Origin of the sequence: Frigoribacterium sp. Leaf44 (assembly GCF_001421865.1) — a bacterium.
In the GTDB taxonomy this organism is placed as follows: domain Bacteria; phylum Actinomycetota; class Actinomycetes; order Actinomycetales; family Microbacteriaceae; genus Frigoribacterium.
In genome coordinates this window covers 212,577-232,680 of sequence record NZ_LMLG01000006.1, presented here as the reverse complement: position 1 = coordinate 232,680, position 20,104 = coordinate 212,577, and the positions used below count along the sequence as shown (strand labels likewise).

The following is a 20,104-nucleotide window of genomic DNA, read 5'->3' as shown; positions in this document are numbered from 1 at the left end:
ACGCAGCCGTTGATGCCAGGGCCTCCACTGTCCTCCGCCAGCCTCGACGCCGCTGTCGAGCGTCTTCCCGACGACGTCGTGGCCCTGTGGCGTGACCACGGGCTGGGCGCGACGGCTGACGGGTACCTGCGCATCGTCGACCCCACCGCGTGGCAGGACGTCCTCGCCGAGGTCGCACCTCGATTCGCGGCGGCCACGCCCCTGATGTCGTCCGCCCTCGGAGACCTGGTCGTCTGGCTCGACGGCCGAGCGCACCTCCTCGAATTTCGACGGGGCACGAGCCGGATCATCGCCAACAGGCTCTCGACGCTCCTCGTCATCCTCGGCTACGAGTCGTTCCTGGCCGACCCCGACTACTTCGACTGGAGCCCCTTCCCGGAGGCGCGGGAGCGTCTCGGGGTGCCCCGCTCCGACGAATGCTTCGGTTTCAGCCCGCTGCTCGCCCTCGGAGGCCGACGATCTGCTGCGTCCCTCGAGGTCGTCGACATGCGCGAGCACGTCCTCCTGATCTCCTCCGTCGCGGGCCCACTGCCGTGACTCACGCCAGCGGCACAGACGCCGCATGCTCGCATCCACTTGCACGTGAGGTGGGGCTGTCGGTCGCGACCGCGCAGTCGACGACGGGCGGGACCCTGATCCTCGTCGGAGGCGGCACATCGCCCGATGCCTACCTCGAGGCATGCCTCACGACCTCGAGAGAACTGGCGGACTCAGGAGTACTCGGGCCCGTGCCGTCCGCTCACGACTCGGAGCCCCACGGCATGCCTGCCGAGAGGGACGCACTCCGCATCCTCGGCAAAGCGCTCCATGCCGTCATCCCGCGCGACCACGATCGAGTGATCGCCCGGATCAGCGTGGTCGGCGGAGTGACAGCCGGCACGATCGAGCTGCATGCCGCAAACGGCAGCTCGACCTCTCTCTCGTCCGGTCGTGGCGTCTTCCGGGCGGCCCGCGATCTCCGGAGGGTCATGAGCAAACCCGAAGCCGGGACGTGGTTCACGGGCGTGTTCACCGTCACCGCCGGGGGGAAGCTCAGTGCGAGGTACGACTACGACCACGAGCCCGAGCTCGGGTCTTTCGCCGCCGAGGCGTACCGCGCCGACTTCGACGAGTTCCCCCGCACGCCGAAGAACACCCCCGACTGGCTGGCCGCCATCCTCGCCGGCGCCCCGACCCGCCACGACCGCAAGTGATCGATGACCGAAGGGGTACACGCATGTCCGACGGCCCACCGACGACCGGCATCGGCCGAGCGCACGATCCTCCGAGACATCGGCCGGCAGCTGTACGGCCTGCTCCCGACCGGCTTCGACCGGATCGTCATGAAGACCAGCATCGCTGGGGGCGTCATGGCCGGTGAGAAGGTCCTGCCCCGCATCGACGGGAGCGAGGACCACGCGCTGCCCGACGAGACGACCTTCCGGGCGGCACGCGACCTCCGGAAGGCGATGTACCGACCCGGTTCGGGTACCTGGTTCACCGCGGTGTTCACGGTCACGGCGACCGGCAAGATGAGCGCGTCGTACGACTACGACAACGAACCCGAGCTGGGCCACTTCGCCGCCGAGGCCTACCGAGCCGACTTCGACGAGTTCCCCCGCACCCCCGAGAACACCCCCGACTGGCTCGCCGCCATCCTCGCCGGCGCCCCGACCCGCCACGACCTGGCCGGCCGAGCCGACGGTGGCGGCGGGGCCGAGCGATGAGCGAACACGACGACGGCGGTGGCCGCGTGCCGACCGAACGTGATGCCCTCCGTCGGGTGGGTCTCGCCGTCCACCGCATGATGCCTCGAGGCTCCGTCCGGGCGGAGTTCGACTTCTCCGAGGTCGGAGGCGTCCGGGTGGCATCCGTGGGTTTCTTCGACGAAGCCGGCCACGAGTCGTCCACTCCCGACACGGACGAGGCGGGCGCCGCCGCCTCCGACCTCCGACGGCTCATGTACCGAGCCGACGTTGGATCGTGGTTCAGCGCCCGCTTCCGGGTCACCGCCGCCGGCAAGCTCGGCACCTCGTTCGACTTCGACCACCGCGCTCCTCACACCTGGATCGACGACCAGGCCTACCTCGACGATCTCGAGTCGTACCCACGGCCCGCCGAGGCGATCCCTGGCTGGCTCGCCGCCGTCGTCGCCTCGCGATCGGCCGGAGGCTCTCCGTGACCGGCCTCACGGGCTGATCGGGCCGAGACGCCTCAGAGCGGCAGCACGGCCTCGAGGGCGAGCGGGTCGCCGTCGATCGCGATGTCGTTGAGCTGCCGGCCGACGAACTCCGCGGCGTCGACCGTGTCCGACTCGATCCGGTGCCCCGTGCCCTCGACGACGAGCGCCCAGGTGACCGGCCCCCCGGAGGCGCGGGTCACCTCGAGACGGCAGCGCGTCAGTTCGCGGTCCTGTCCGAATCGCATGTCCGACAGGTCGGCGATGACCATGCACTCGAGGTCGTCGAGGAACCCGTGAAGGGTGGCGTCCCTCGCGATCTCGAGCCGCGCCTCCTCGTCGAGGTCGTCGGCGGACGAGGTGAACCGCGTGCCCTCGACGGTTCGGACGATCCACGAGACGTGGTCGCCGACGGTGACGAAGGACTGCATGCTGCTGATCCTCGGCCCGATGTCGGCGTGCGCGTACACCGGGGGCAGGTCGGTGACGCTGACCACGACGCCGTCGCGGCGACCCACCACGCGGCGGTCGGAGTCGACGACGATGCGCTGGTTGCGGGGCACCCACGGGGCCTTCGGGAACTCGTCGAAGAGCACCTCGTCGAACTCGAACACGACCGCGCCCTGCTGGCTCATCGCACCAGACAACCACTGCACGGGCCGACGGCGACGGGTGGGACCAGAGCCGGGAAAGAGAGAAGGCCCACCCGGAGGTGAGCCTTCACGTTCGTGCGCGAGGGGGGACTTGAACCCCCACGCCCTTTCGAGCACTGGCACCTGAAGCCAGCGCGTCTGCCAATTCCGCCACTCGCGCGAACTCGTAGACTTTAGCACGCGTCAGAGGCCCGGAAGAGCAGCGGTGAGTACCTTTCACTCGTTCGGGCTAAGATCGGGCGACCAGAGACCCCGAACCTGGAGACCCATGGGACTGCTCGACAATTTCGAACGCGGGTTGGAGCGTGCCGTCAACGGTGCCTTCGCCAAGACGTTCCGTTCGGGCGTGCAACCACTCGAGATCACGAACGCGCTGCGCCGCGAGCTCGACACCAAGGCGGCGGTGGTCTCGCGTGACCGCATCCTCGTTCCCAACGAGCTCCAGGTGCGGCTCGCCCCCATCGACTACGAGAAGATGTCCGGCATCGGTCCGGCCCTGATCGACGAGCTCACGCAGCTCACGCAGCGTCATGCCACCGCCCAGGGGTACCAGTTCGCCGGACCGCTCGGCATCCGCCTCCGCGAGGACGACTCGCTGAGCGTCGGCATCATGTCGGTCGACTCGCGCAACCTGCGCGGCGAGGTGCAGTGGAAGCCGTTTGTCGAGATCGACGGCAAGCGCCGCGAGCTCAGCGGAGCCCGCACCATCATCGGCCGCGGCAGCGACGCCGACATCACCGTGCAAGACACCGGTACCTCCCGTCAGCACGTCGAGATCCTGTGGGACGGTTCGCGGGCCCAGGTCCGCGACCTCGGCTCGACGAACGGCTCGAAGCTCAACGGCAACCCCCTCACCAAGGCGCCGCTGCAGCCCGATTCGGTGATCCAGATCGGTCGTACGCGTATCGTGTTCCGCGTGCTCCCCCAGTCATCGACGCCCGACCCCTTCGACGGGCCCGACTCGACGGGTGGCCGACGATGACCTCAGCCCTCACCCTGCTGGTGCTCCACTTCGGCTTCCTGGCCGTCCTGTGGCTGTTCGTCTTCGTGATCGTGTTCGCGCTGCGGAGCGACCTCTTCGGGCAGCGGGCGCGCAAGATGCCCGCCGACGCCACACCCGGCAAGGCGAGCTCGACCACCACCGCGCCTCCTGCCCCCGCCCCGCGTCCCGCGCCCGCCGCGCCGACACCGACGCCTCAGGGTGACGGGCGCGCCTCGCGCCTGGTCATCACCAAGGGCGCCAAGGCCGGCCTCGAGATGCCCCTCGGCGACGGGCCGCTCACCATCGGGCGGTCGCAAGAGAGCAACCTCGTGATCCGCGACGACTACACCTCGACCCACCACGCGCGCCTCATGCTCTGGAACGGCCGCTGGGTCGTCCAAGACCTCGACTCCACCAACGGCACGTTCCTCGCCGGTGAGCGCGTGTCGGTCCCCACCCCCGTGCCCACGGGCGCGACCGTGACGATCGGGCAGACGAGCTTCGAGCTCCGGCGGTAGGCCCTCATGACGACGCACGCCAAGAGTGCCGCTCTGTCCAACGTGGGCAAGATCCGGTCCAACAACCAAGACAGCGGCTACGCCGGCACGCAGCTCTTCGTCGTCGCCGACGGCATGGGCGGGCACGCGGGCGGCGACGTGGCCTCGGCCATCGCGATCCGACGGATCCGCGAGACCGACCGCGTCTACACCTCGCCGGGTGACGCCGAGTTCGCGCTGCAGTCGTCGTTGATCGCTGCGAATCAACTGCTGGCCGAGACCGTCTTCGAGCACCAAGAGCTCACCGGCATGGGCACCACCGTCAGCGCCATGCTGCGCGTCGGTGACAGCATGGCGATCGCCCACATCGGCGACTCGCGCATCTACCTGTTCCGCGAGGGCGAGCTCAGCCAGATCACGGCCGACCACACCTTCGTGCAGCGCCTCGTCGACAGCGGTCGCATCACACCCGAAGAAGCGGCGGTCCACCCCCGACGCAGCGTGCTGATGCGCGTCCTCGGCGACGTCGACGCGGCCCCCGAGATCGACACGGCCACCCTCGGCACGCAACCCGGCGACCGCTGGCTGATCTGCTCGGACGGCCTCAGCAGCTACCTCGCCGAGGAGCGCATCAAGAAGGCCATGGCCATGGGTCTCGACGCCGAGCAGACGGCCCGGCGCCTCGTGAAGGAGACCCTCGACCACGGCGCCCCCGACAACGTGACCGTCGTCATCGTCGACGTCGACGAGTCGAGCGACTCGGCACTCGACGAACCCGTCACGGTCGGGTCGGCCGCCGCACCCCTCAGCTTCGACAGCGACGCCGGGCGCAAGCAGCTCCGTCTGCCGACGATCCTGCTGCACCCGCTCAAGGTCGCCACGACGCCGGAAGACAGCCACTTCGAGCCCGAGAGCGACGAGTACCTCGCCGAGCTCATCGCCGAAGACAAACGTCGCCGTCGCCGTCGCCGCATCACCTGGCTGACCGCCCTCGTCGTCGCGATCGCCGCGCTCGTCGCCGGGCTCGTGCTGACCTACCAGTGGACGCAAGACCACTACTACGTGGGCGAAGAGCGGGGCACGGTCGTCATCTACAAGGGCGTGCAACAGAGCCTCGGGCCCATCGGCCTCTCGAGCGTCTACGAGACCACCGACGTCCAGGTCGACGACCTGCCGAACTACACGCAGACCACCGTCGAAGACACCATCAACGCCGGTTCCCTCGCGGACGCCAGGGCCATCGTCGAGAGGTTGGCCGATGCCAGCAACCCCTGACGCACCCGGTGGTGACGCGACCGAGGTCATCGGTCGCGTAGGAGGCGCGCGCAAGCCGTCCGCGAAGGCGTCGCGTCCCACGAACATGACGCAGGCGATCTCGCTGCGCCTGCGCGAACCCGCGCGCCTCCGCAACCTCGAACTACTCATGCTGCTGATCGCCTGCGGCGTCGCCGCCGGAGCGATGGTGCTGGTCCAGCTCGGTGCGACCGGCGAGGTCGACCCGACCGTGCTGATCGCCGGCTCGATGGTGCTGGGCCTGGCCCTGATCTTCCACGTCGTCCTGCGGGTCGTCGCCCGCGAGGCCGATCCGTTCGTCATGCCGATCGCCGTCACCCTGAACGGCATCGGCATCGCGATGATCTACCGCCTCGACCTGGCCGAGGGGCGTGAGGGCTGGGGCGCGCTGGGCATCAAGCAGATGGTCTGGACCGTCCTCGCGATGGTGATCGCCCTCGCCGTGCTGCTCGTGATCCGCAACTACCGGGTGCTGTCGCGGTACCGCTACATCGCGATGTTCGTGTCGATCGTGCTGCTGCTGCTGCCCCTCCTGCCGGGCATCGGCCGCGAGGGGCTGAACGCCCGCGTCTGGATCGACATCGGACCGTTCTCGTTCCAGCCGGGCGAGATCGCCAAGATCACGCTGGCCATCTTCTTCGCCGGCTACCTCGTCACCGCCCGCGACAACCTCTCGCTCATGGGGCCGAAGATCCTGGGCATGCGGTTCCCGCGGCCGCGCGACCTCGGGCCGATCCTCATCGTCTGGCTCGTCGCCATGGGCGTCCTGATCTTCCAGCGCGACCTCGGCACCTCGTTGCTCTACTTCGGGCTGTTCCTCGTCATGATCTACGTGGGCACGGGGCGCGCGAGCTGGATCGTGCTCGGCGTCGGCCTCTTCCTCGGAGGGGCCCTGATCGCCAGCACCTTCCTGGGGTACGTGCAGGGCCGTTTCGCCGCCTGGCTCAACCCCTTCGCCCAGTCCGAGTACGACGCCGTCGGCGGGTCGTTCCAGCTCGTCCAAGGCCTGTTCGGCCTGGCGAACGGCGGACTGATCGGCACGGGGCTCGGTCAGGGCCGTCCGCAGACCACCCCGCTCGCCGAGAGCGACTACATCTTCGCGTCCCTCGGTGAAGAACTCGGCCTCACCGGGCTCTTCGCCATCCTGGCGCTCTACCTACTGCTCGTCTCCCGCGGGTTCCGCATCGGCTTCGTGGGTCAGGACGACTTCGGTCGCATGCTCGGGGTCGGCGTCGCGTTCGTCGTGGCCCTGCAGGTCTTCGTGGTCATGGGTGGCGTGACGAGGGTGATCCCGCTCACGGGCCTCACCGCTCCCTTCCTCGCCGCGGGCGGTTCGTCGCTCGTGGCCAACTGGATCATCGTGGCCCTGCTGCTGCGACTGTCCGACTCCGTGCGCAACCAACCGAGGCTGGTGATCGGCTGATGAACAAAGAACTCCGACGCGTGAGCTACGTGGTGCTCGCCATGTTCATCGCGCTCTTCCTCTCGACGACCTACATCACGGCGTTCCAGGCCGACGCGCTGAACGCCGACGCCCGCAACTCGCGGGCGCTGCTCGCCAGCTACTCGGCCCAGCGCGGCCCCATCCTGGTCGGCGGCCAGGCGATCGCGCAGTCGACCCCCGTCGACGACCAGTACGAGTTCCAGCGCACGTACTCGCAGCCCGAGCTCTACGCACCCGTCGCCGGCTACTACACGCTGGGCCAGGGGTCCCGGGGCATCGAGGACGCCATGAACCGGTACCTCACGGGCAACGCGAACTCGCAGTTCTTCGACCAGGTCAACTCGCTGCTCACGGGTCAGGACCCCGAGGGCGCCACGGTCAACCTCACCCTCGACCCCACGGTGCAGCAGGCCGCGTACGACGCGCTCGGCTCGAACTCCGGCTCGGTCGTCGCGATGGACCCGAAGACCGGCAAGATCCTCGCCATGGTCTCGAAGCCCAGCTACGACCCCAACCCGCTCGCCAGCCACGACCGCCAGACCGTCACCGACGCCTACGACTCGTTGATCGCCGACCCCTCGGCCCCGCTGCAGAACCGGGCGATCCAGGGCGACCTCTACGCGCCGGGATCGACCTTCAAGCTGATCACGACGGCGGCGGCGCTCGAGAGCGGTGACTACACGCCCGACAGCGCGTTCCCCAACCCGTCGACGCTGACGCTGCCCGGCACCAGCACCAACATCAACAACGCCGAGGGCGGAAGCTGCGGCGGCGGTGAGACGGCGACGATCGCGACGGCCCTCCGCCTGTCGTGCAACATCCCCATGGCCCAGCTCGGTCAGGCCCTCGGGGCGAAGGCCCTGCAAGAGCAGGCCGAGAAGTTCGGCTTCGGCGACGAGTCGATCGGCGTCCCCCAGGCCGTCACGCCGAGCCAGTTCCCCATCGAGGACTCCAAGGGCCAGGCCATCAACGACGCCACCCTCATGCTCCAGTCGTTCGGGCAGGGGTCCGACCGAGTGACGCCCCTGCAGATGGCCATGGTCTCGTCCGCCATCGCCAACGGCGGCACCGAGATGAACCCGACGTTGATCGAGAGCGTCCTGAACCCCGACCTGAGCCCGGTCGAGGATTTCTCGCCCTCCGAGTACGGCAAGCCCATCAGCTCCCAGACTGCGGCCACGATGACCGACATGATGGTGCAGGACGTCGCGAACGGTGCGGCGAGCAATGCAAGAATTGACGGCGTCGACGTCGCCGGCAAGACAGGAACGGCCGAGAACGGCCCCGGCGAGCCGTACACCCTCTGGTTCACCGGGTTCGCGCCTGCTGCTGACCCCGAGGTCGCGGTCGCCGTCGTCGTCGAGAACGGCGGCGGACAGGGCCAGTCCGCATTCGGCAACAGTGTCGCGTCACCGATCGCGAAGAAAGTACTAGAGGCGGTGCTGAACAAATGAGACCATCCGGCGGAGTCACCTTCGGTGGGCGTTACCAGCTGTCGACCCGAGTCGCCATCGGCGGCATGGGCGAGGTCTGGGAAGCCACCGACCTCGTCATCGGCCGTACGGTCGCCATCAAGATCCTCAAGGACGAGTACCTGGGCGATCCGGGCTTCCTCGAGCGCTTCCGCGCCGAGGCCCGCCACGCGGCCCTCGTCAACCACGAGGGCATCGCGAACGTCTTCGACTACGGCGAGGAAGAGGGCAGCGCCTACCTGGTGATGGAGCTCGTCCCCGGCGAGGCCATGTCGACGGTCCTCGAGCGCGATCGGGTCCTGCCCACCGACAAGGTCCTCGACATCGTCGCGCAGACGGCGTCGGCCCTGCAGGCCGCCCACGCCGCCGGACTCGTGCACCGCGACATCAAGCCCGGCAACCTGCTCGTCACCCCCGACGGCCGGGTGAAGATCACCGACTTCGGCATCGCACGCATCGCCGACCAGGTGCCGCTGACGGCCACGGGTCAGGTCATGGGCACCGTGCAGTACCTCTCACCCGAGCAGGCGAGCGGCCACCCGGCGTCCCCGAGCACCGACATCTACTCGCTGGGCATCGTCGCCTACGAGGCCCTCGCCGGTCGCCGCCCGTTCACGGGCGAGTCCCAGGTCGCCATCGCCATGGCGCAGATCAACGAACAGCCGCCTGACCTCCCGTCGACGGTCTCCGAACCCGTGCGCCGTCTCGTCCTGTCGTGCATCGCCAAGAAGCCCGGAGAACGGCCCGCGACGGCCTCGGCCCTCGCCCAGGCGGCACGCGCCCTCCGTCGCGGCGACGTCGCCGCCGCGACCGTCGCCGTGCCGGCGATCGGTGCGGCAGCCGCCACGCCAGCCGACGCCGCGACCCAGGCCTTCAACGCCCAGGACGCCACGACGCAGCTGTTCGATCCGATGGCCACCCGAGCCCAGAGCGCCGCGGGTGGTGCGGCCGCGGGCTACGTGGCCGGCTCGGCCGATCCCGACGCCCTGCGCGACGGCGACGACGAGCCCGCCGACGAGAAGAAGCGCAGCCCCTGGTTCTGGCCGTTGATCGTCCTGGCCGTCCTGGCCGTCATCGCCCTCGTGGTCGGCATCGTCTTCGCGGTGGGCAACACCGACGACCCGGCGCCCGCGCCGACGACCTCGAGCAACACGCCGTCGCCGACCCGGACGACTCCGACGCCGACCCCGACCCCGACATCCGTGACGGTGTCCTCGGGCGACTACGTGGGGCTGACCGAGGCCGCTGCCCGCGCCTCCCTCGAAGAGCTGGGCCTGCAGGTCGACTCGGCCGACGCCGGATCGAGCGCTCCGAGCCCCGACCAGGTCGGCACGGTCGCCAGCATCGACCCGACGGGCGCCCTCGAGAAGGGCTCCTCGGTGACGATCTACATCTACCGCGCGGCCCCGACCCCTGCCCAGCCCTCGACGCCCACGGCGACGCCGGGTCAGATCGCCGCCGGCCAGACCGCCACGATCAACTGGCCCGCCTACACGGGGTGCCCGACCGGCTACTCGCTCACCGGGTACTCGTACACGATCACCGGCGGAACCGACACCTCCGGTCAGTCGGCTGGCGGCCTCGGCGCGAACGCGACCTCCCTCACGGTGACGGCCACGGCCGCCGGAAACCTCACGGTCAGCTACGTGGCCAACTGCGGTCAGATCGCGTCCGAGCCGTCTCCTGGCGTCACCGTCACCGTGACGGCGCCGGCCACGTCGCCCGCTCCGAGCCCCTCGGAAGGCCCCGACCAGCAATAGGTTCCTCGTGACCCCGGTCGTGCGGTCGACCGGGGTCGCGAAGGCCTGACAATCATCCCTGCGGCCTAGGCCCGTACCCAGTCCGGGGGCGGCCGCCCCGGTACACTGGCTCCGACCGTGTCGCCAGACAGGGGTGGGTCGTTGGGAGAACAGGCGTGGCTGAAGGTGTGAGAGAGAGCATCCATCTCCTCGCCAACCGGTACCAGATCGGTGACCTGATCGGCCGCGGTGGCATGGCCGACGTCCACGTCGGCACCGACGCCCGGCTCGGTCGCAAGATCGCCGTCAAGCTGATGAAGCCCAGCCTCGCCACCGATCCGGCCTTCCGCTCGAGGTTCCGCCAAGAGGCCCAGGCCGCCGCCCGCATGGCGCACCCGACCATCGTCCGGGTCTTCGACGCCGGCGAAGAGGTCGTCCGCGACAGCCGTGGGCTCGACGTGGTCGTCCCGTTCATCGTCATGGAGTACGTCGAGGGGCGTCTGCTCAAGGACATCGTCGCCGAGGGTCCGCTCGACCCCGACGAGGCCGTCCGGGTCACCGCAGGGGTGCTGACGGCCCTCGAGTACTCGCACCGCGCGGGTGTGGTGCACCGCGACATCAAACCCGGCAACGTCATGCTGACCAACTCCGGTCAGGTCAAGGTGATGGACTTCGGCATCGCCCGAGCCATCAGCGACTCCGCGGCCACCGTCGCGCAGACCACGGCGATCCTCGGCACCGCCCAGTACTTCAGCCCCGAGCAGGCGCGCGGTGAGACCGTCGACGCCCGCACCGACCTCTACTCGACGGGCGTCATGCTCTTCGAGTTGCTCACGGGCAAGCCGCCCTTCACCGGCGACAGCGCCGTCGCGGTCGCCTACCGTCACGTCAGCGAGCCCCCTGTCCCGCCGAGCACGGTCGAGCGGGGCGTCAGTCCGGCGCTCGACGCCGTCGTCCTGCACGCGCTCACCAAAGACCGCTTCGACCGCTTCCAGAGCGCCGCCGAGTTCCGTGACGACCTCGAGGCCGCCGGTGCCGGTCGCGCGCCGGCCCGCCGCCCGCATGCCGTCGACGCAGGTTCCACGCTCTTCGGCGTCAACCCGCACTCGAGCGCCGGCAGTGAGGCCGCGTTGAAAGAGCTCCAGTCCGACGACACGGGACGACCCCAGCGAACGCAGACCCGCCCTCCGGTGGCCTGGATCTGGGCGGGCATCGTGCTCGTGGCCGTCGTCATCGTGGCCGTCGTCTTCTGGGTGGTCAATCTCACCCCGCCCACGGTCGACAACGCCCAGTCGTCTCGCATTCCCGACCTCGTCGGGGTCAGCTTCGAGACCGGGTCCGCCCGCCTCGACGACCTGGGCCTGACGGTCGTCCGTGCCGACGCCAGCAGCCCGACCATCGACGCCGGCGACATCGTCTCGACCGATCCCCTGCCCGGCACGTCCGTCCCGAAAGAGTTCGCGGTCACGGTGACCGTCTCGTCCGGGCCGCAACTCGTCGCGATGCCCTCGGTCACCGGCCAGACGGTGGATGCCGCGTGGCAGGCCGTCACCGACGCCGGTCTCGAACGGGGTCAGCAGAGCACCGATTACTCGCCCACGGTGCCCGAGGGTTCCGTGCTCTCGTCGGATCCGGCGGCGGCCTCGCAGGTCGCCCTCGGCTCGGATGTCGACCTCGTGGTGTCCAACGGCCTCGTGCAGCTTCCCGACGTCAGTCGTCAGCCTTCCGAAGAGGCCATCACGACCCTCCGTGACCAGCTGGGTCTGACGGTCACCCCTCAGGCCGACCCCGGCTGCACCGGCGAGACCGTGTCGGGCATGAGCGTCCCGCCAGGCGACGTCGCTCAGGGCTCGGCCGTCACCCTCCGCATCTGCACCGGCTGATCCCCTCGCGATCCAGAGTTGCCTCTGCGGGTTCGACGCGAGAGCACCCTGCCGACGGTTCTGTGCCGACGGTTCGACGCAGAGACCGTGACGGTCAGCCCAGGTCGACGAGTGGATCGAGCCCTCTCGCCGTCTCGGCCGCTTCCGGCAGGCCGGCGAACGACAACCAGTTGCCGATCATCTGGTAGCCGCCCTGCGTCAGCACCGACTCGGGGTGGAACTGCACGCCGTACACGGGCGCGGAGCGGTGGCGCAGGCCCATGATGACGCCACCCGTGGTGCGCGAGGTCACCTCGAGCGTCTCGGGCACCGTCTCGTCCACGACCGCGAGCGAGTGGTACCGCGTCGCGGTGAAGGGCTGGGGGACCCCGTCGTAGAACGCGCTGTCGTCGTGCTCGACGGCCGACGTCTTGCCGTGCATCAGTTCGTCGGCATGGGTGACCGTGGCCCCCAGGGCCTCGGCGATGGCCTGGTGCCCGAGGCAGACGCCCAGCAGCGGCTTGTCGGCGGCCAGGGCGGCGTGGACGACGTCGATCGAGACGCCGGCGGCCGCGGGTGTCCCCGGGCCGGGCGAGAGCAGCACGGCGTCGTACTCGGCGATGCGGTCGGCGGTGTCGGCCGCCTCGAAGGCGTCGTTGCGCACGACGTCCGTCTCGGCCCCCAACTGCTGGAGGTAGCCGTTCAGCGTGTAGACGAAGCTGTCGTAGTTGTCGAGGACCAGGATGCGCGTCATGGTTGCTCCACGGTGACGTCGGGGGTGGGCAGGAGTTCGTTGACGTAGGGGAAGACCCACTCGACGAGGGCGAACAGCACGGCGGCGATCAGGACGAGCACGAGCACGAGCCTCACCCACCAGGGGCCGGGCAGGATGCGCCAGAGGGCGGAGTACACGGTCAGCCTCCGATTCCGGCAGCGGCGAGCTCGGCGGGTGCACCGGCCGACAACGGCTGCCACGAGTCGAACACACCGTAGGCGACGATGCGTTCTTGGGCGGTGAACATCGGGTTGCAGCTGGTCAGGGTGATCAGGCGGTCGCCCGAGGTCGCCGACACGTCGGGGGCGTCGGGGACCTGCTGCAGCACGGAGACCTGGGTGGCCTGGACGTACTGCAGGTTGCGGAACGAATAGGTGAACCAGCCGTCCTGCGTCTGGACGTACATCTTGTCGCCCTCTTGAAGGTCGGCGATCTTGTTGAAGGGCGCCCCGTAGGTGGTCCGGTGGGCGGCGATGCCGAAGTTGCCGACCTGACCGGGCATCTGGGTCTCGTCGTAGTGACCGATGCCGATCTTGTTGAGGGTGCGCACGGTGCTCGTGCCCCCGGCGATCGGGACGGCGTAGTCGGCGCCGAACCGTGGGACGTAGAAGTTCGCGAACGTCTCGGCCTCTGCCGGCGCCGCCCCGACGGGCGGTTCGCCGTACGATCCGTCGCTCGACGGCTCGGGTGCCGGCGTCGCCACCTGGTCGAACTGTTCGCTCAGTCGTGCTGCGTCGCCTTTGTAGGCGTCGGCCACGACGAGGTCGTTGAACCACTGCTGCCACCCGATGAAGAGCAGCACCAGCACACCGGCGGTGATGAGCAGTTCTCCGAGGACGCTGACGAAGGAGGCGCGTGAACGAGGTCGACGCCTCGTGCGCCTCGAGATCATGGCCTCGCCCCCGTGGTCCGTCATGACTCGATTCTAGGCGGGCATCCGGTCCCCGGAGACGGCGGAGACCACCGGTGGACAACGTGTGGAGAGCATGTGGAGAACCCGGCCGTTCCCATGGACGGCCGAGACGGCCTTCCCAGGACCCAAAAGGGCCTCACGGTACACTGTGCGCCATGGCCAAAGACACGAACCGCAGCACGAAGCCCGCCCGCACCGCAGAGGACGCACCGAACCCCGTGTGGTTCAAGCCGGTCATGTTCGGCTTCATGCTCGTCGGTCTCGCCTGGATCGTGGTCTTCTACGTCAGCCAGAGCACCCTGCCGGTGGCGTCGCTCGGCTCGTGGAACATCTTGGTCGGCTTCGGCATCATGTTCATCGGCTTCTTGATGACCACCCGGTGGCGCTAGAACGCACCTTCGAACTTACACGCCTGTAACTATCCCCATTGTGGGAAACCCTGTGGATAACTTTCCTGTGGATAACTCGGGCAGGTGAGATCGCGTCGGCCGACGAGAAGAGGCGGCTCCCCGATGGGGAGCCGCCTCTCGTCGTTCGCAGGCCGATCGTGTCAGATCAGCCCGGCGAGTTGGGCCGATCTGGCCAGGAGCGCCACGACCACGATCAGGCCGATCGCCACGAGTGCAGCGGTCTGCAGGGCGTGCTTGGAACGGTGCCGTGTCTTCGAGAACAGGAACGCGATGGCCCCGCCCACGACGATGCCCCCGAGGTGGGCTTGCCAGGCGATGCCCGGCACGACGAAACCGATCGCGAGGTTGATGCCCACGAGCACCAGGAGTTGGATGCTGCGTCCGCCGAGGCTGCGGGCGATGACGAAGAACGCCGCCATCAGACCGAAGATCGCCCCGGAGGCGCCGACCACGAAACTGCCCGGTGCCAGCAGGGCGACCGCGGCCGATCCACCGATGCCCGAGAGGAAGTAGAGAGCGGCGAACCGACCTCGCCCCAACTGTCGTTCGAGTTCTGCCCCGAAGATGTACAGCGAGTACATGTTGAAGAGGACGTGAAGGATGCTGCCGTGGACGAACATCGTCGTCACCGCACGCCAGGGCTGCACGATCTCGAGCGGCGGGTAGAAGGCCAGGGCGCGTGTGACATCGCCGTTGCTCGTCCCCGTGACGAGCTGCAACAGGAACACCGCGACGGTCACGGCCATGATGCCGTAGGTCACGACGGGAGCTCCACGCCGGGAGGCGCTACGGACGCGGCCGACGACCTGCGGTTGGAGGCGCGGTGCGTTGCCCCGCGCCTCCTTCACGCACTCCGGGCAGTGCACGCCCACCGCGGCGGGCGTCTGGCACTCGCCGCAGATGGTGCGACCGCACCGCTGGCAGAGGACGAAGCTCTGCCGATCGGGGTGGCGGTAGCAGTAGTTCGACCGATCGTGCGGATCGGTCACCTAGACCTCGTCGACGGTGACGCTCTGGAGCACCACGTCCTCGAGCGGCTTGTCGCGCGCATCGGTCTTGACGGCTTCGATCGCGTCGACGACCTTCTTCGACTCGTCGTCGGCGACCTCGCCGAAGATGGTGTGCTTGCCCTGCAGCCACGGAGTCGGGACCGTCGTGATGAAGAACTGCGAACCGTTGGTTCCCTTGCCACCGCGCGTGCCGGCGTTGGCCATCGCGAAGATGTAGGGAGCGTTGAAGTTCAGCTCGGGGTGGATCTCGTCGTCGAACTGGTAGCCGGGCCCGCCGACGCCCTGGCCGAGCGGGTCGCCGCCCTGGAGCATGAAGTCCTTGATGATGCGGTGGAAGACGACGCCGTCGTAGAGCTTGTCGGTGCTGACCTTGCCGGTGGCCGGGTGGGTCCACTCTTTGGTGCCGGTGGCGAGGCCGACGAAGTTGGCGACGGTCTTCGGGGCGTGGTCGCCGAAGAGGTTCACCTTGATGGTGCCGTGGTTGGTGGTCAGGGTGGCGACAGCGGTGTGCGTTGACATGTCGTCATTCTTCCACAGCCACCTCGACGCACCAGGGACTCCCCAGGCACCGTTCCGTGACCTGTCAGGAACCTCCGTGCCACACTGGGACGGGCCAGCAACTCTGGCTCCACTGCCTACTCGTTGGAGGAACGTTCATGGCCCTGTCACGCAAGCAGAAGAAAGAACTCAAGAAGTTCAAGAAGCACGCTGCGGCGGTGTGGGGTGAACAGCGCGGCGTGATCGACCACGCCGGCAAGGTCATCGGCGGCTACCGCGACGACGCCGTCAAGATGGCGAACAAGAAGGTCGTCCCCCAGATCAAGCACGCGGTGGACTCCAACGTCCGCCCCGTGGTCTCGCAGGGCCTCTCCACCGGCTCGCACTACGCGTCGGTCGCTCAGGACCGCCTGAAGCACGATGTGTACCCGGCGTTCTCGTCGGCTCTCGGCAACCTCGACCTCGCGAACGACCCGAAGGTCAAGAAGGCCGTGAAGAACGCCAAGAAGCAGGGCAAGAAGGCTGCAGCCAAGTACGTGCCTCGCCAGCAGAAGTCGGGCCCCGGCGTGGGCGGCGTCCTGCTGATCGGCGTGGGCGTCGTCGCTCTCGGTGCCCTGGTGTTCGCAGCCGTGCAGACGCTGCGTGCCGACGACGAGCTCTGGGTCGCCGACGACGACGCCGACACCAAGGCGTAGTCTCCGCACCCCCTCGAAGGGCCCGCCTCCCCGGAGGCGGGCCCTTCGTCGTCCCTGCCACCGACGACTGCAGCAGCCGACGCTGATCCGGCCCCAGCTCCAGCGCCAGCACAGACACTGACTAAGGCCCGACGTTGCACGCACGTCGGCGAAGCCGACACGTGCCCGGAGGGCCCCCAGACCAGCACGCTTCCCCTGCGCCGCAGGGGCGGCGGCGCAGCACACAGCGCAGAACGAGAATTGCCCCTGTCCGCTGACGGAGTCAGCGGACAGGGGCAAGGCAATTCGATCGTGGAGCCTGGGAGAATCGAACTCCCGACATCCTGCTTGCAAAGCAGGCGCTCTACCAACTGAGCTAAGGCCCCGGCCCCCCGGTCACCGGGGGAACGAGCACGATCTCACCCTGTGCGCGTCGTGAGACGAACTCGAGATGAGACCGGTACTGCGTGGGGCTAATAGGACTTGAACCTATGACCTCTTCGTTATCAGCGAAGCGCTCTAACCGCCTGAGCTATAGCCCCCGGACCGTCGTAAAGCCTACAGCACGACGACGGCGAACTCGAATCGGCGGATTCCACCGACGCGAGCAGTGGATCAGTTGTTGGTGAAACCGACGAGCAGGCCGCCGGTGATGCGCACGCTCAGGTTGTAGAGGACGGCGACGATGGCCCCGAGGACCGTGCCGACGACGACGTTGAGGATGGCGACGACGATCGAGAAGAGCATGATCTGGCCGACGTTGAAGGTGTCCTGGATCGAGAAGCTCGAGTCTCCGAGGATGTCCCGCAGCAGGGCGTCGAGATCGTCGAAGATGCCCGTCTGGTTGAGGATGGCCCAGATGAGGAAGGTGGCGACGACCGTGATGATGCCGATCGCGACGGAGATCAGGAAGGCCAGCTTCACGACCGACCAGAAGTCGATGTAGACGAGCTTGAGGCGGACCTGCTTGGTGCCGGACGGTCGTTTCGCCTTCTTCTGCAGTCTCTCGGCGACACTACTCATTGTTCGTTTCCTCTCCGGAGGTTCCGGTGGCCTCGTCGTCGGTCGACTCGGCGTCGACCGACGTGGCGTCGGTCGTGGGGATCTCGGTGTCGGCGTCGACGGACTCGACGGACTCGACAGACACTACGGCCTCGGCCACGGCGTCCGCACTCTCGTCCACCTCGGCAGCGAGATTGCGCTCACTGTTGCGGGCCACCGCGATGATGCGATCGTCGCTCGCGAATCGGGCGAAGACGACGCCCATGGTGTCACGGCCCTTGGCGGGCACCTCGGAGACGGCGGAACGGACCACCTTGCCTCCGGACAGGACCACGAGCACCTCGTCGTCCTCGCCGACGATCAGGGCGCCGGCGAGGTCGCCCCGCGCCTCCGCGAGCTTGGCGACCTTGATGCCGAGGCCGCCACGGTTCTGGACGCGGTACTGGTCGGCGGCCGTGCGCTTGGCGTAGCCGCCCTCGGTGACGACGAAGACGTAGCCCTCTTCACCGACGACGGACGCGCTGAGCAGCGTGTCGTCGTCGCGGAAGGTCATGCCCTTCACGCCCGAGGTCGACCGGCCCATGGGGCGCAGCGACTCGTTGGTGGCGGTGAAGCGCAGCGACATGCCGTGACGGGACACGAGCAACAGGTCGTCGTGCTCGTCGACGAGCAGGGCCGAGACGAGTTCGTCGTCGTCGCGCAGGTTGATCGCGATGATGCCACCGGTGCGGTTCGTGTCGTACTCGGTGAGCGAGGTCTTCTTGATCAGACCGTCGCGAGTGGCGAGCACGAGGTAGTCGGCCACCTCGTAGTCGCGGATGTCGAGCACCTGCGAGATCTGTTCGTCGGGCTGCATGGCGAGCAGGTTGGCGACGTGCTGGCCCTTGGCGTCACGGCCGGCCTCTTGCAGCTCGTACGTCTTGGCGCGGTAGACACGGCCCTTGTTCGTGAGGAACAGCAACCAGTGGTGGGTGGTGGTCACGAAGAAGTGGTCCACGACGTCGTCCGCACGCAGCTGGGCACCGCGGACTCCCTTGCCGCCGCGGTGCTGGCTGCGGTAGTTGTCGCTGCGGGTGCGCTTGACGTAGCCACCCCGCGTGATGGTGACGACCATCTCTTCTTCGGGGATCAGGTCCTCGACGCTCATGTCGCCGTCGAAGCCGAACATGATCTCGGTGCGGCGGTCGTCGCCGTACTTGTCGGTGATCTCGGCGAGCTCGTCGCTGACGATCGTGCGCTGACGCTCGGGCTTGGCCAGGATGTCCTGGTAGTCGGCGATCTCACGCTCGAGCTTGTCGGCGTCGTCCTGGATCTTCTGACGCTCGAGGGCGGCCAGGCGACGCAGCTGCAGGTTGAGGATGGCCGAGGCCTGGATCTCGTCGACGTCGAGGAGGTCCATGAGACCCGCACGCGCCTCCTCGACGGTCGGCGACCGCCGGATGAGGGCGATGACCTCGTCCAGGGCGTCGAGGGCCTTGAGGTAGCCGCGCAGGATGTGCGCGTCCGCTTCGGCCTTCTTCAGGCGGAACTGCGTCCGGCGGACGATGACCTCGATCTGGTGGTCGACCCACGCCGAGATGAAGCCGTCGAGCGCGAGGGTGCGCGGCACGCCGTCGACGATCGCGAGCATGTTCGCGCCGAAGTTCTCTTGCAGGCTGGTGTGCTTGTAGAGGTTGTTCAGCACGACCTTCGCGACGGCGTCGCGCTTGAGCACGATGACGAGTCGCTGGCCGGTACGCCCCGAGGTCTCGTCGCGGATGTCCGCGATGCCGCCGATGCGACCGTCCTTGACGAGCTCGGCGATCTTGATCGCGAGGTTGTCGGGATTGACCTGGTAGGGCAGCTCGGTGACGACGAGGCAGGTGCGCCCCTGGAGCTCTTCGACGTTGACGACCGCACGCATCGTGATCGAGCCGCGGCCCGTGCGGTAGGCGTCCTGGATGCCGCGGACGCCGAGGATCTGCGCGCCCGTCGGGAAGTCGGGGCCCTTGACGCGCTGCATGAGCGCCTCGAGCAGCTCTTCTCGCGACGCGGTCGGGTTCTCGAGATACCACTGGGCACCCGACGCCACCTCGCGCAGGTTGTGCGGGGGGATGTTCGTCGCCATGCCGACGGCGATGCCGACCGAGCCGTTGACCAGCAGGTTGGGGAACCGGCTGGGCAGGATGGCCGGCTCGCGGGTGCGACCGTCGTAGTTGTCCTGGAAGTCGACGGTGTCCTCGTCGATGTCGCGCACCATCTCGAGCGCGAGCGGGGCCATCTTCGTCTCGGTGTACCGCGGGGCGGCGGCGCCGTCGTTGCCGGGCGAGCCGAAGTTGCCCTGGCCGAGCGCGAGCGGGTAGCGCAGGCTCCACGGCTGGACGAGGCGGACCAGCGCGTCGTAGATCGCCGTGTCGCCGTGGGGGTGGAACTGCCCCATGACGTCGCCGACGACGCGCGAGCACTTCGAGAACGCGCGGTCGGGGCGGTAGCCGCCGTCGTACATGGCGTAGATGACACGGCGGTGCACGGGCTTGAGGCCGTCACGCACCTCGGGCAGGGCCCGGCCGACGATGACGCTCATCGCGTAGTCGAGGTACGAGCGCTGCATCTCGAGCTGCAGGTCGACCTGCTCGATGCTGTCGCGCTTCGGCGCCTCGGCGAAGGTCTGGGTTCCCTCGGCGTCGATGCCCTCGGGGGTGTCTGTCGGCTCGTCGGCCATGATTCTCCGTTTGTCGTGGTC

General features: G+C 68.4%; 21 protein-coding genes and 3 tRNA genes. 13 read left to right on the top strand and 11 right to left on the bottom strand.

Going from position 1 to position 20,104, the window contains the following annotated elements:
- Nucleotides 1–12: 12 nt before the first annotated feature.
- From ASE87_RS09560 to ASE87_RS09545, 4 genes are all read left to right on the top strand, one after another.
- Entirely contained in the window at nucleotides 13–537 is a 525-nt protein-coding gene (locus ASE87_RS09560) for a T6SS immunity protein Tdi1 domain-containing protein (RefSeq protein WP_148053679.1), read from the top strand.
- A 224-nt stretch (nucleotides 538–761) separates the two neighbouring features.
- Nucleotides 762–1,193, top strand: coding sequence for a hypothetical protein (locus ASE87_RS09555; RefSeq protein ID WP_157489803.1), 432 nt, complete (start codon nucleotides 762–764; stop codon nucleotides 1,191–1,193).
- Between the two features lie 129 nt (nucleotides 1,194–1,322).
- Nucleotides 1,323–1,706, top strand: coding sequence for a hypothetical protein (locus tag ASE87_RS09550; RefSeq protein ID WP_157489801.1), 384 nt, complete (start codon nucleotides 1,323–1,325; stop codon nucleotides 1,704–1,706).
- Entirely contained in the window at nucleotides 1,703–2,161 is a 459-nt protein-coding gene (locus tag ASE87_RS09545; protein WP_056228025.1) for a hypothetical protein, read from the top strand. The genes ASE87_RS09550 and ASE87_RS09545 overlap by 4 nt, the downstream gene beginning before the upstream one ends.
- 32 nt (nucleotides 2,162–2,193) lie before the next feature.
- Here the strand turns inward: ASE87_RS09545 and ASE87_RS09540 are convergent, their stop codons facing one another.
- On the bottom strand, nucleotides 2,194–2,793 hold the full coding sequence (locus ASE87_RS09540; RefSeq protein ID WP_056228022.1) for a hypothetical protein: 600 nt from the start codon (nucleotides 2,791–2,793) through the stop codon (nucleotides 2,194–2,196).
- A 94-nt stretch (nucleotides 2,794–2,887) separates the two neighbouring features.
- Nucleotides 2,888–2,971: transfer RNA gene (locus tag ASE87_RS09535), tRNA-Leu, on the bottom strand.
- Between the two features lie 108 nt (nucleotides 2,972–3,079).
- Between ASE87_RS09535 and ASE87_RS09530 the strand changes: the two genes are divergently transcribed.
- From ASE87_RS09530 to pknB, 7 genes are all read left to right on the top strand, one after another.
- Complete coding sequence (locus tag ASE87_RS09530; RefSeq protein WP_043595272.1) at nucleotides 3,080–3,793, top strand: DUF3662 and FHA domain-containing protein; 714 nt, start codon at nucleotides 3,080–3,082, stop codon at nucleotides 3,791–3,793.
- A complete protein-coding gene (locus tag ASE87_RS09525; protein ID WP_056228019.1) occupies nucleotides 3,790–4,311 on the top strand; it encodes an FHA domain-containing protein in 522 nt (173 codons plus the stop codon). Before ASE87_RS09530 ends, ASE87_RS09525 begins: the two co-directional genes overlap by 4 nt.
- A gap of 6 nt (nucleotides 4,312–4,317) precedes the next feature.
- Entirely contained in the window at nucleotides 4,318–5,565 is a 1,248-nt protein-coding gene (locus tag ASE87_RS09520; protein WP_056228016.1) for a PP2C family serine/threonine-protein phosphatase, read from the top strand.
- Nucleotides 5,566–5,650: 85 nt separating this feature from the next.
- Nucleotides 5,651–7,006 (top strand): FtsW/RodA/SpoVE family cell cycle protein, encoded by a 1,356-nt coding sequence (locus ASE87_RS09515; RefSeq protein WP_043595278.1) that lies wholly within the window; start codon nucleotides 5,651–5,653, stop codon nucleotides 7,004–7,006.
- Nucleotides 7,006–8,481, top strand: coding sequence for a penicillin-binding protein 2 (locus ASE87_RS09510; protein ID WP_056228013.1), 1,476 nt, complete (start codon nucleotides 7,006–7,008; stop codon nucleotides 8,479–8,481). Before ASE87_RS09515 ends, ASE87_RS09510 begins: the two co-directional genes overlap by 1 nt.
- Complete coding sequence (locus ASE87_RS09505) at nucleotides 8,478–10,259, top strand: protein kinase (protein ID WP_056228010.1); 1,782 nt, start codon at nucleotides 8,478–8,480, stop codon at nucleotides 10,257–10,259. Before ASE87_RS09510 ends, ASE87_RS09505 begins: the two co-directional genes overlap by 4 nt.
- 155 nt (nucleotides 10,260–10,414) lie before the next feature.
- On the top strand, nucleotides 10,415–12,121 hold the full coding sequence (gene pknB / locus ASE87_RS09500) for a Stk1 family PASTA domain-containing Ser/Thr kinase (protein WP_157489799.1): 1,707 nt from the start codon (nucleotides 10,415–10,417) through the stop codon (nucleotides 12,119–12,121).
- 94 nt (nucleotides 12,122–12,215) lie between these two features.
- Here pknB and ASE87_RS09495 read toward each other — a convergent pair whose 3' ends face one another.
- From ASE87_RS09495 to ASE87_RS09490, 3 genes are read right to left on the bottom strand one after another with little or no spacing between them, the layout of a single operon-like run.
- Complete coding sequence (locus tag ASE87_RS09495) at nucleotides 12,216–12,854, bottom strand: aminodeoxychorismate/anthranilate synthase component II (protein WP_043595283.1); 639 nt, start codon at nucleotides 12,852–12,854, stop codon at nucleotides 12,216–12,218.
- Complete coding sequence (locus ASE87_RS16495) at nucleotides 12,851–13,012, bottom strand: hypothetical protein (RefSeq protein WP_043595285.1); 162 nt, start codon at nucleotides 13,010–13,012, stop codon at nucleotides 12,851–12,853. Before ASE87_RS16495 ends, ASE87_RS09495 begins: the two co-directional genes overlap by 4 nt.
- 2 nt (nucleotides 13,013–13,014) lie before the next feature.
- A complete protein-coding gene (locus tag ASE87_RS09490) occupies nucleotides 13,015–13,791 on the bottom strand; it encodes a class E sortase (protein ID WP_082452533.1) in 777 nt (258 codons plus the stop codon).
- 152 nt (nucleotides 13,792–13,943) lie between these two features.
- Between ASE87_RS09490 and ASE87_RS09485 the strand changes: the two genes are divergently transcribed.
- Nucleotides 13,944–14,177, top strand: coding sequence for a cell division protein CrgA (locus tag ASE87_RS09485; RefSeq protein ID WP_043595289.1), 234 nt, complete (start codon nucleotides 13,944–13,946; stop codon nucleotides 14,175–14,177).
- Nucleotides 14,178–14,338: 161 nt separating this feature from the next.
- Here ASE87_RS09485 and ASE87_RS09480 read toward each other — a convergent pair whose 3' ends face one another.
- Together ASE87_RS09480 and ASE87_RS09475 are read right to left on the bottom strand one after the other, a co-directional pair.
- Entirely contained in the window at nucleotides 14,339–15,187 is an 849-nt protein-coding gene (locus ASE87_RS09480; RefSeq protein WP_056228007.1) for a rhomboid family intramembrane serine protease, read from the bottom strand.
- A complete protein-coding gene (locus tag ASE87_RS09475; RefSeq protein ID WP_043595292.1) occupies nucleotides 15,188–15,727 on the bottom strand; it encodes a peptidylprolyl isomerase in 540 nt (179 codons plus the stop codon).
- A 137-nt stretch (nucleotides 15,728–15,864) separates the two neighbouring features.
- Between ASE87_RS09475 and ASE87_RS09470 the strand changes: the two genes are divergently transcribed.
- Entirely contained in the window at nucleotides 15,865–16,401 is a 537-nt protein-coding gene (locus tag ASE87_RS09470) for a hypothetical protein (RefSeq protein ID WP_056228005.1), read from the top strand.
- A 292-nt stretch (nucleotides 16,402–16,693) separates the two neighbouring features.
- On the opposite strand, the gene ASE87_RS09465 is transcribed toward ASE87_RS09470, so the two are convergent.
- The 4 genes from ASE87_RS09465 to gyrA form a co-directional block, all read right to left on the bottom strand.
- Nucleotides 16,694–16,766: transfer RNA gene (locus ASE87_RS09465), tRNA-Ala, on the bottom strand.
- A gap of 82 nt (nucleotides 16,767–16,848) precedes the next feature.
- Nucleotides 16,849–16,922: transfer RNA gene (locus tag ASE87_RS09460), tRNA-Ile, on the bottom strand.
- A gap of 73 nt (nucleotides 16,923–16,995) precedes the next feature.
- Nucleotides 16,996–17,403 carry a DUF3566 domain-containing protein gene (locus ASE87_RS09455; RefSeq protein ID WP_043595295.1) on the bottom strand — a complete coding sequence of 136 codons (408 nt, stop codon included), beginning with the start codon at nucleotides 17,401–17,403 and terminating at the stop codon, nucleotides 16,996–16,998.
- Nucleotides 17,396–20,083 carry a DNA gyrase subunit A gene (gyrA, locus tag ASE87_RS09450; RefSeq protein WP_082452532.1) on the bottom strand — a complete coding sequence of 896 codons (2,688 nt, stop codon included), beginning with the start codon at nucleotides 20,081–20,083 and terminating at the stop codon, nucleotides 17,396–17,398. The genes ASE87_RS09455 and gyrA overlap by 8 nt, the downstream gene beginning before the upstream one ends.
- Nucleotides 20,084–20,104 lie beyond the last annotated feature (21 nt).

Coding starts and splice junctions, on each gene's coding strand:
- ASE87_RS09495 (WP_043595283.1), bottom strand. CDS start 12,854: ATGACGCGCATCCTGGTCCTCGACAACTACGACAGCTTCGTCTACACG.
- ASE87_RS09515 (WP_043595278.1), top strand. CDS start 5,651: ATGACGCAGGCGATCTCGCTGCGCCTGCGCGAACCCGCGCGCCTCCGC.
- ASE87_RS09485 (WP_043595289.1), top strand. CDS start 13,944: ATGGCCAAAGACACGAACCGCAGCACGAAGCCCGCCCGCACCGCAGAG.
- ASE87_RS09530 (WP_043595272.1), top strand. CDS start 3,080: ATGGGACTGCTCGACAATTTCGAACGCGGGTTGGAGCGTGCCGTCAAC.
- ASE87_RS09470 (WP_056228005.1), top strand. CDS start 15,865: ATGGCCCTGTCACGCAAGCAGAAGAAAGAACTCAAGAAGTTCAAGAAG.
- ASE87_RS09490 (WP_082452533.1), bottom strand. CDS start 13,791: ATGACGGACCACGGGGGCGAGGCCATGATCTCGAGGCGCACGAGGCGT.
- ASE87_RS09550 (WP_157489801.1), top strand. CDS start 1,323: ATGAAGACCAGCATCGCTGGGGGCGTCATGGCCGGTGAGAAGGTCCTG.
- ASE87_RS09525 (WP_056228019.1), top strand. CDS start 3,790: ATGACCTCAGCCCTCACCCTGCTGGTGCTCCACTTCGGCTTCCTGGCC.
- ASE87_RS09540 (WP_056228022.1), bottom strand. CDS start 2,793: ATGAGCCAGCAGGGCGCGGTCGTGTTCGAGTTCGACGAGGTGCTCTTC.
- ASE87_RS09560 (WP_148053679.1), top strand. CDS start 13: ATGCCAGGGCCTCCACTGTCCTCCGCCAGCCTCGACGCCGCTGTCGAG.
- ASE87_RS09545 (WP_056228025.1), top strand. CDS start 1,703: ATGAGCGAACACGACGACGGCGGTGGCCGCGTGCCGACCGAACGTGAT.
- ASE87_RS09510 (WP_056228013.1), top strand. CDS start 7,006: ATGAACAAAGAACTCCGACGCGTGAGCTACGTGGTGCTCGCCATGTTC.
- ASE87_RS09520 (WP_056228016.1), top strand. CDS start 4,318: ATGACGACGCACGCCAAGAGTGCCGCTCTGTCCAACGTGGGCAAGATC.
- ASE87_RS09475 (WP_043595292.1), bottom strand. CDS start 15,727: ATGTCAACGCACACCGCTGTCGCCACCCTGACCACCAACCACGGCACC.
- gyrA (WP_082452532.1), bottom strand. CDS start 20,083: ATGGCCGACGAGCCGACAGACACCCCCGAGGGCATCGACGCCGAGGGA.
- ASE87_RS09505 (WP_056228010.1), top strand. CDS start 8,478: ATGAGACCATCCGGCGGAGTCACCTTCGGTGGGCGTTACCAGCTGTCG.
- ASE87_RS09555 (WP_157489803.1), top strand. CDS start 762: ATGCCTGCCGAGAGGGACGCACTCCGCATCCTCGGCAAAGCGCTCCAT.
- ASE87_RS09455 (WP_043595295.1), bottom strand. CDS start 17,403: ATGAGTAGTGTCGCCGAGAGACTGCAGAAGAAGGCGAAACGACCGTCC.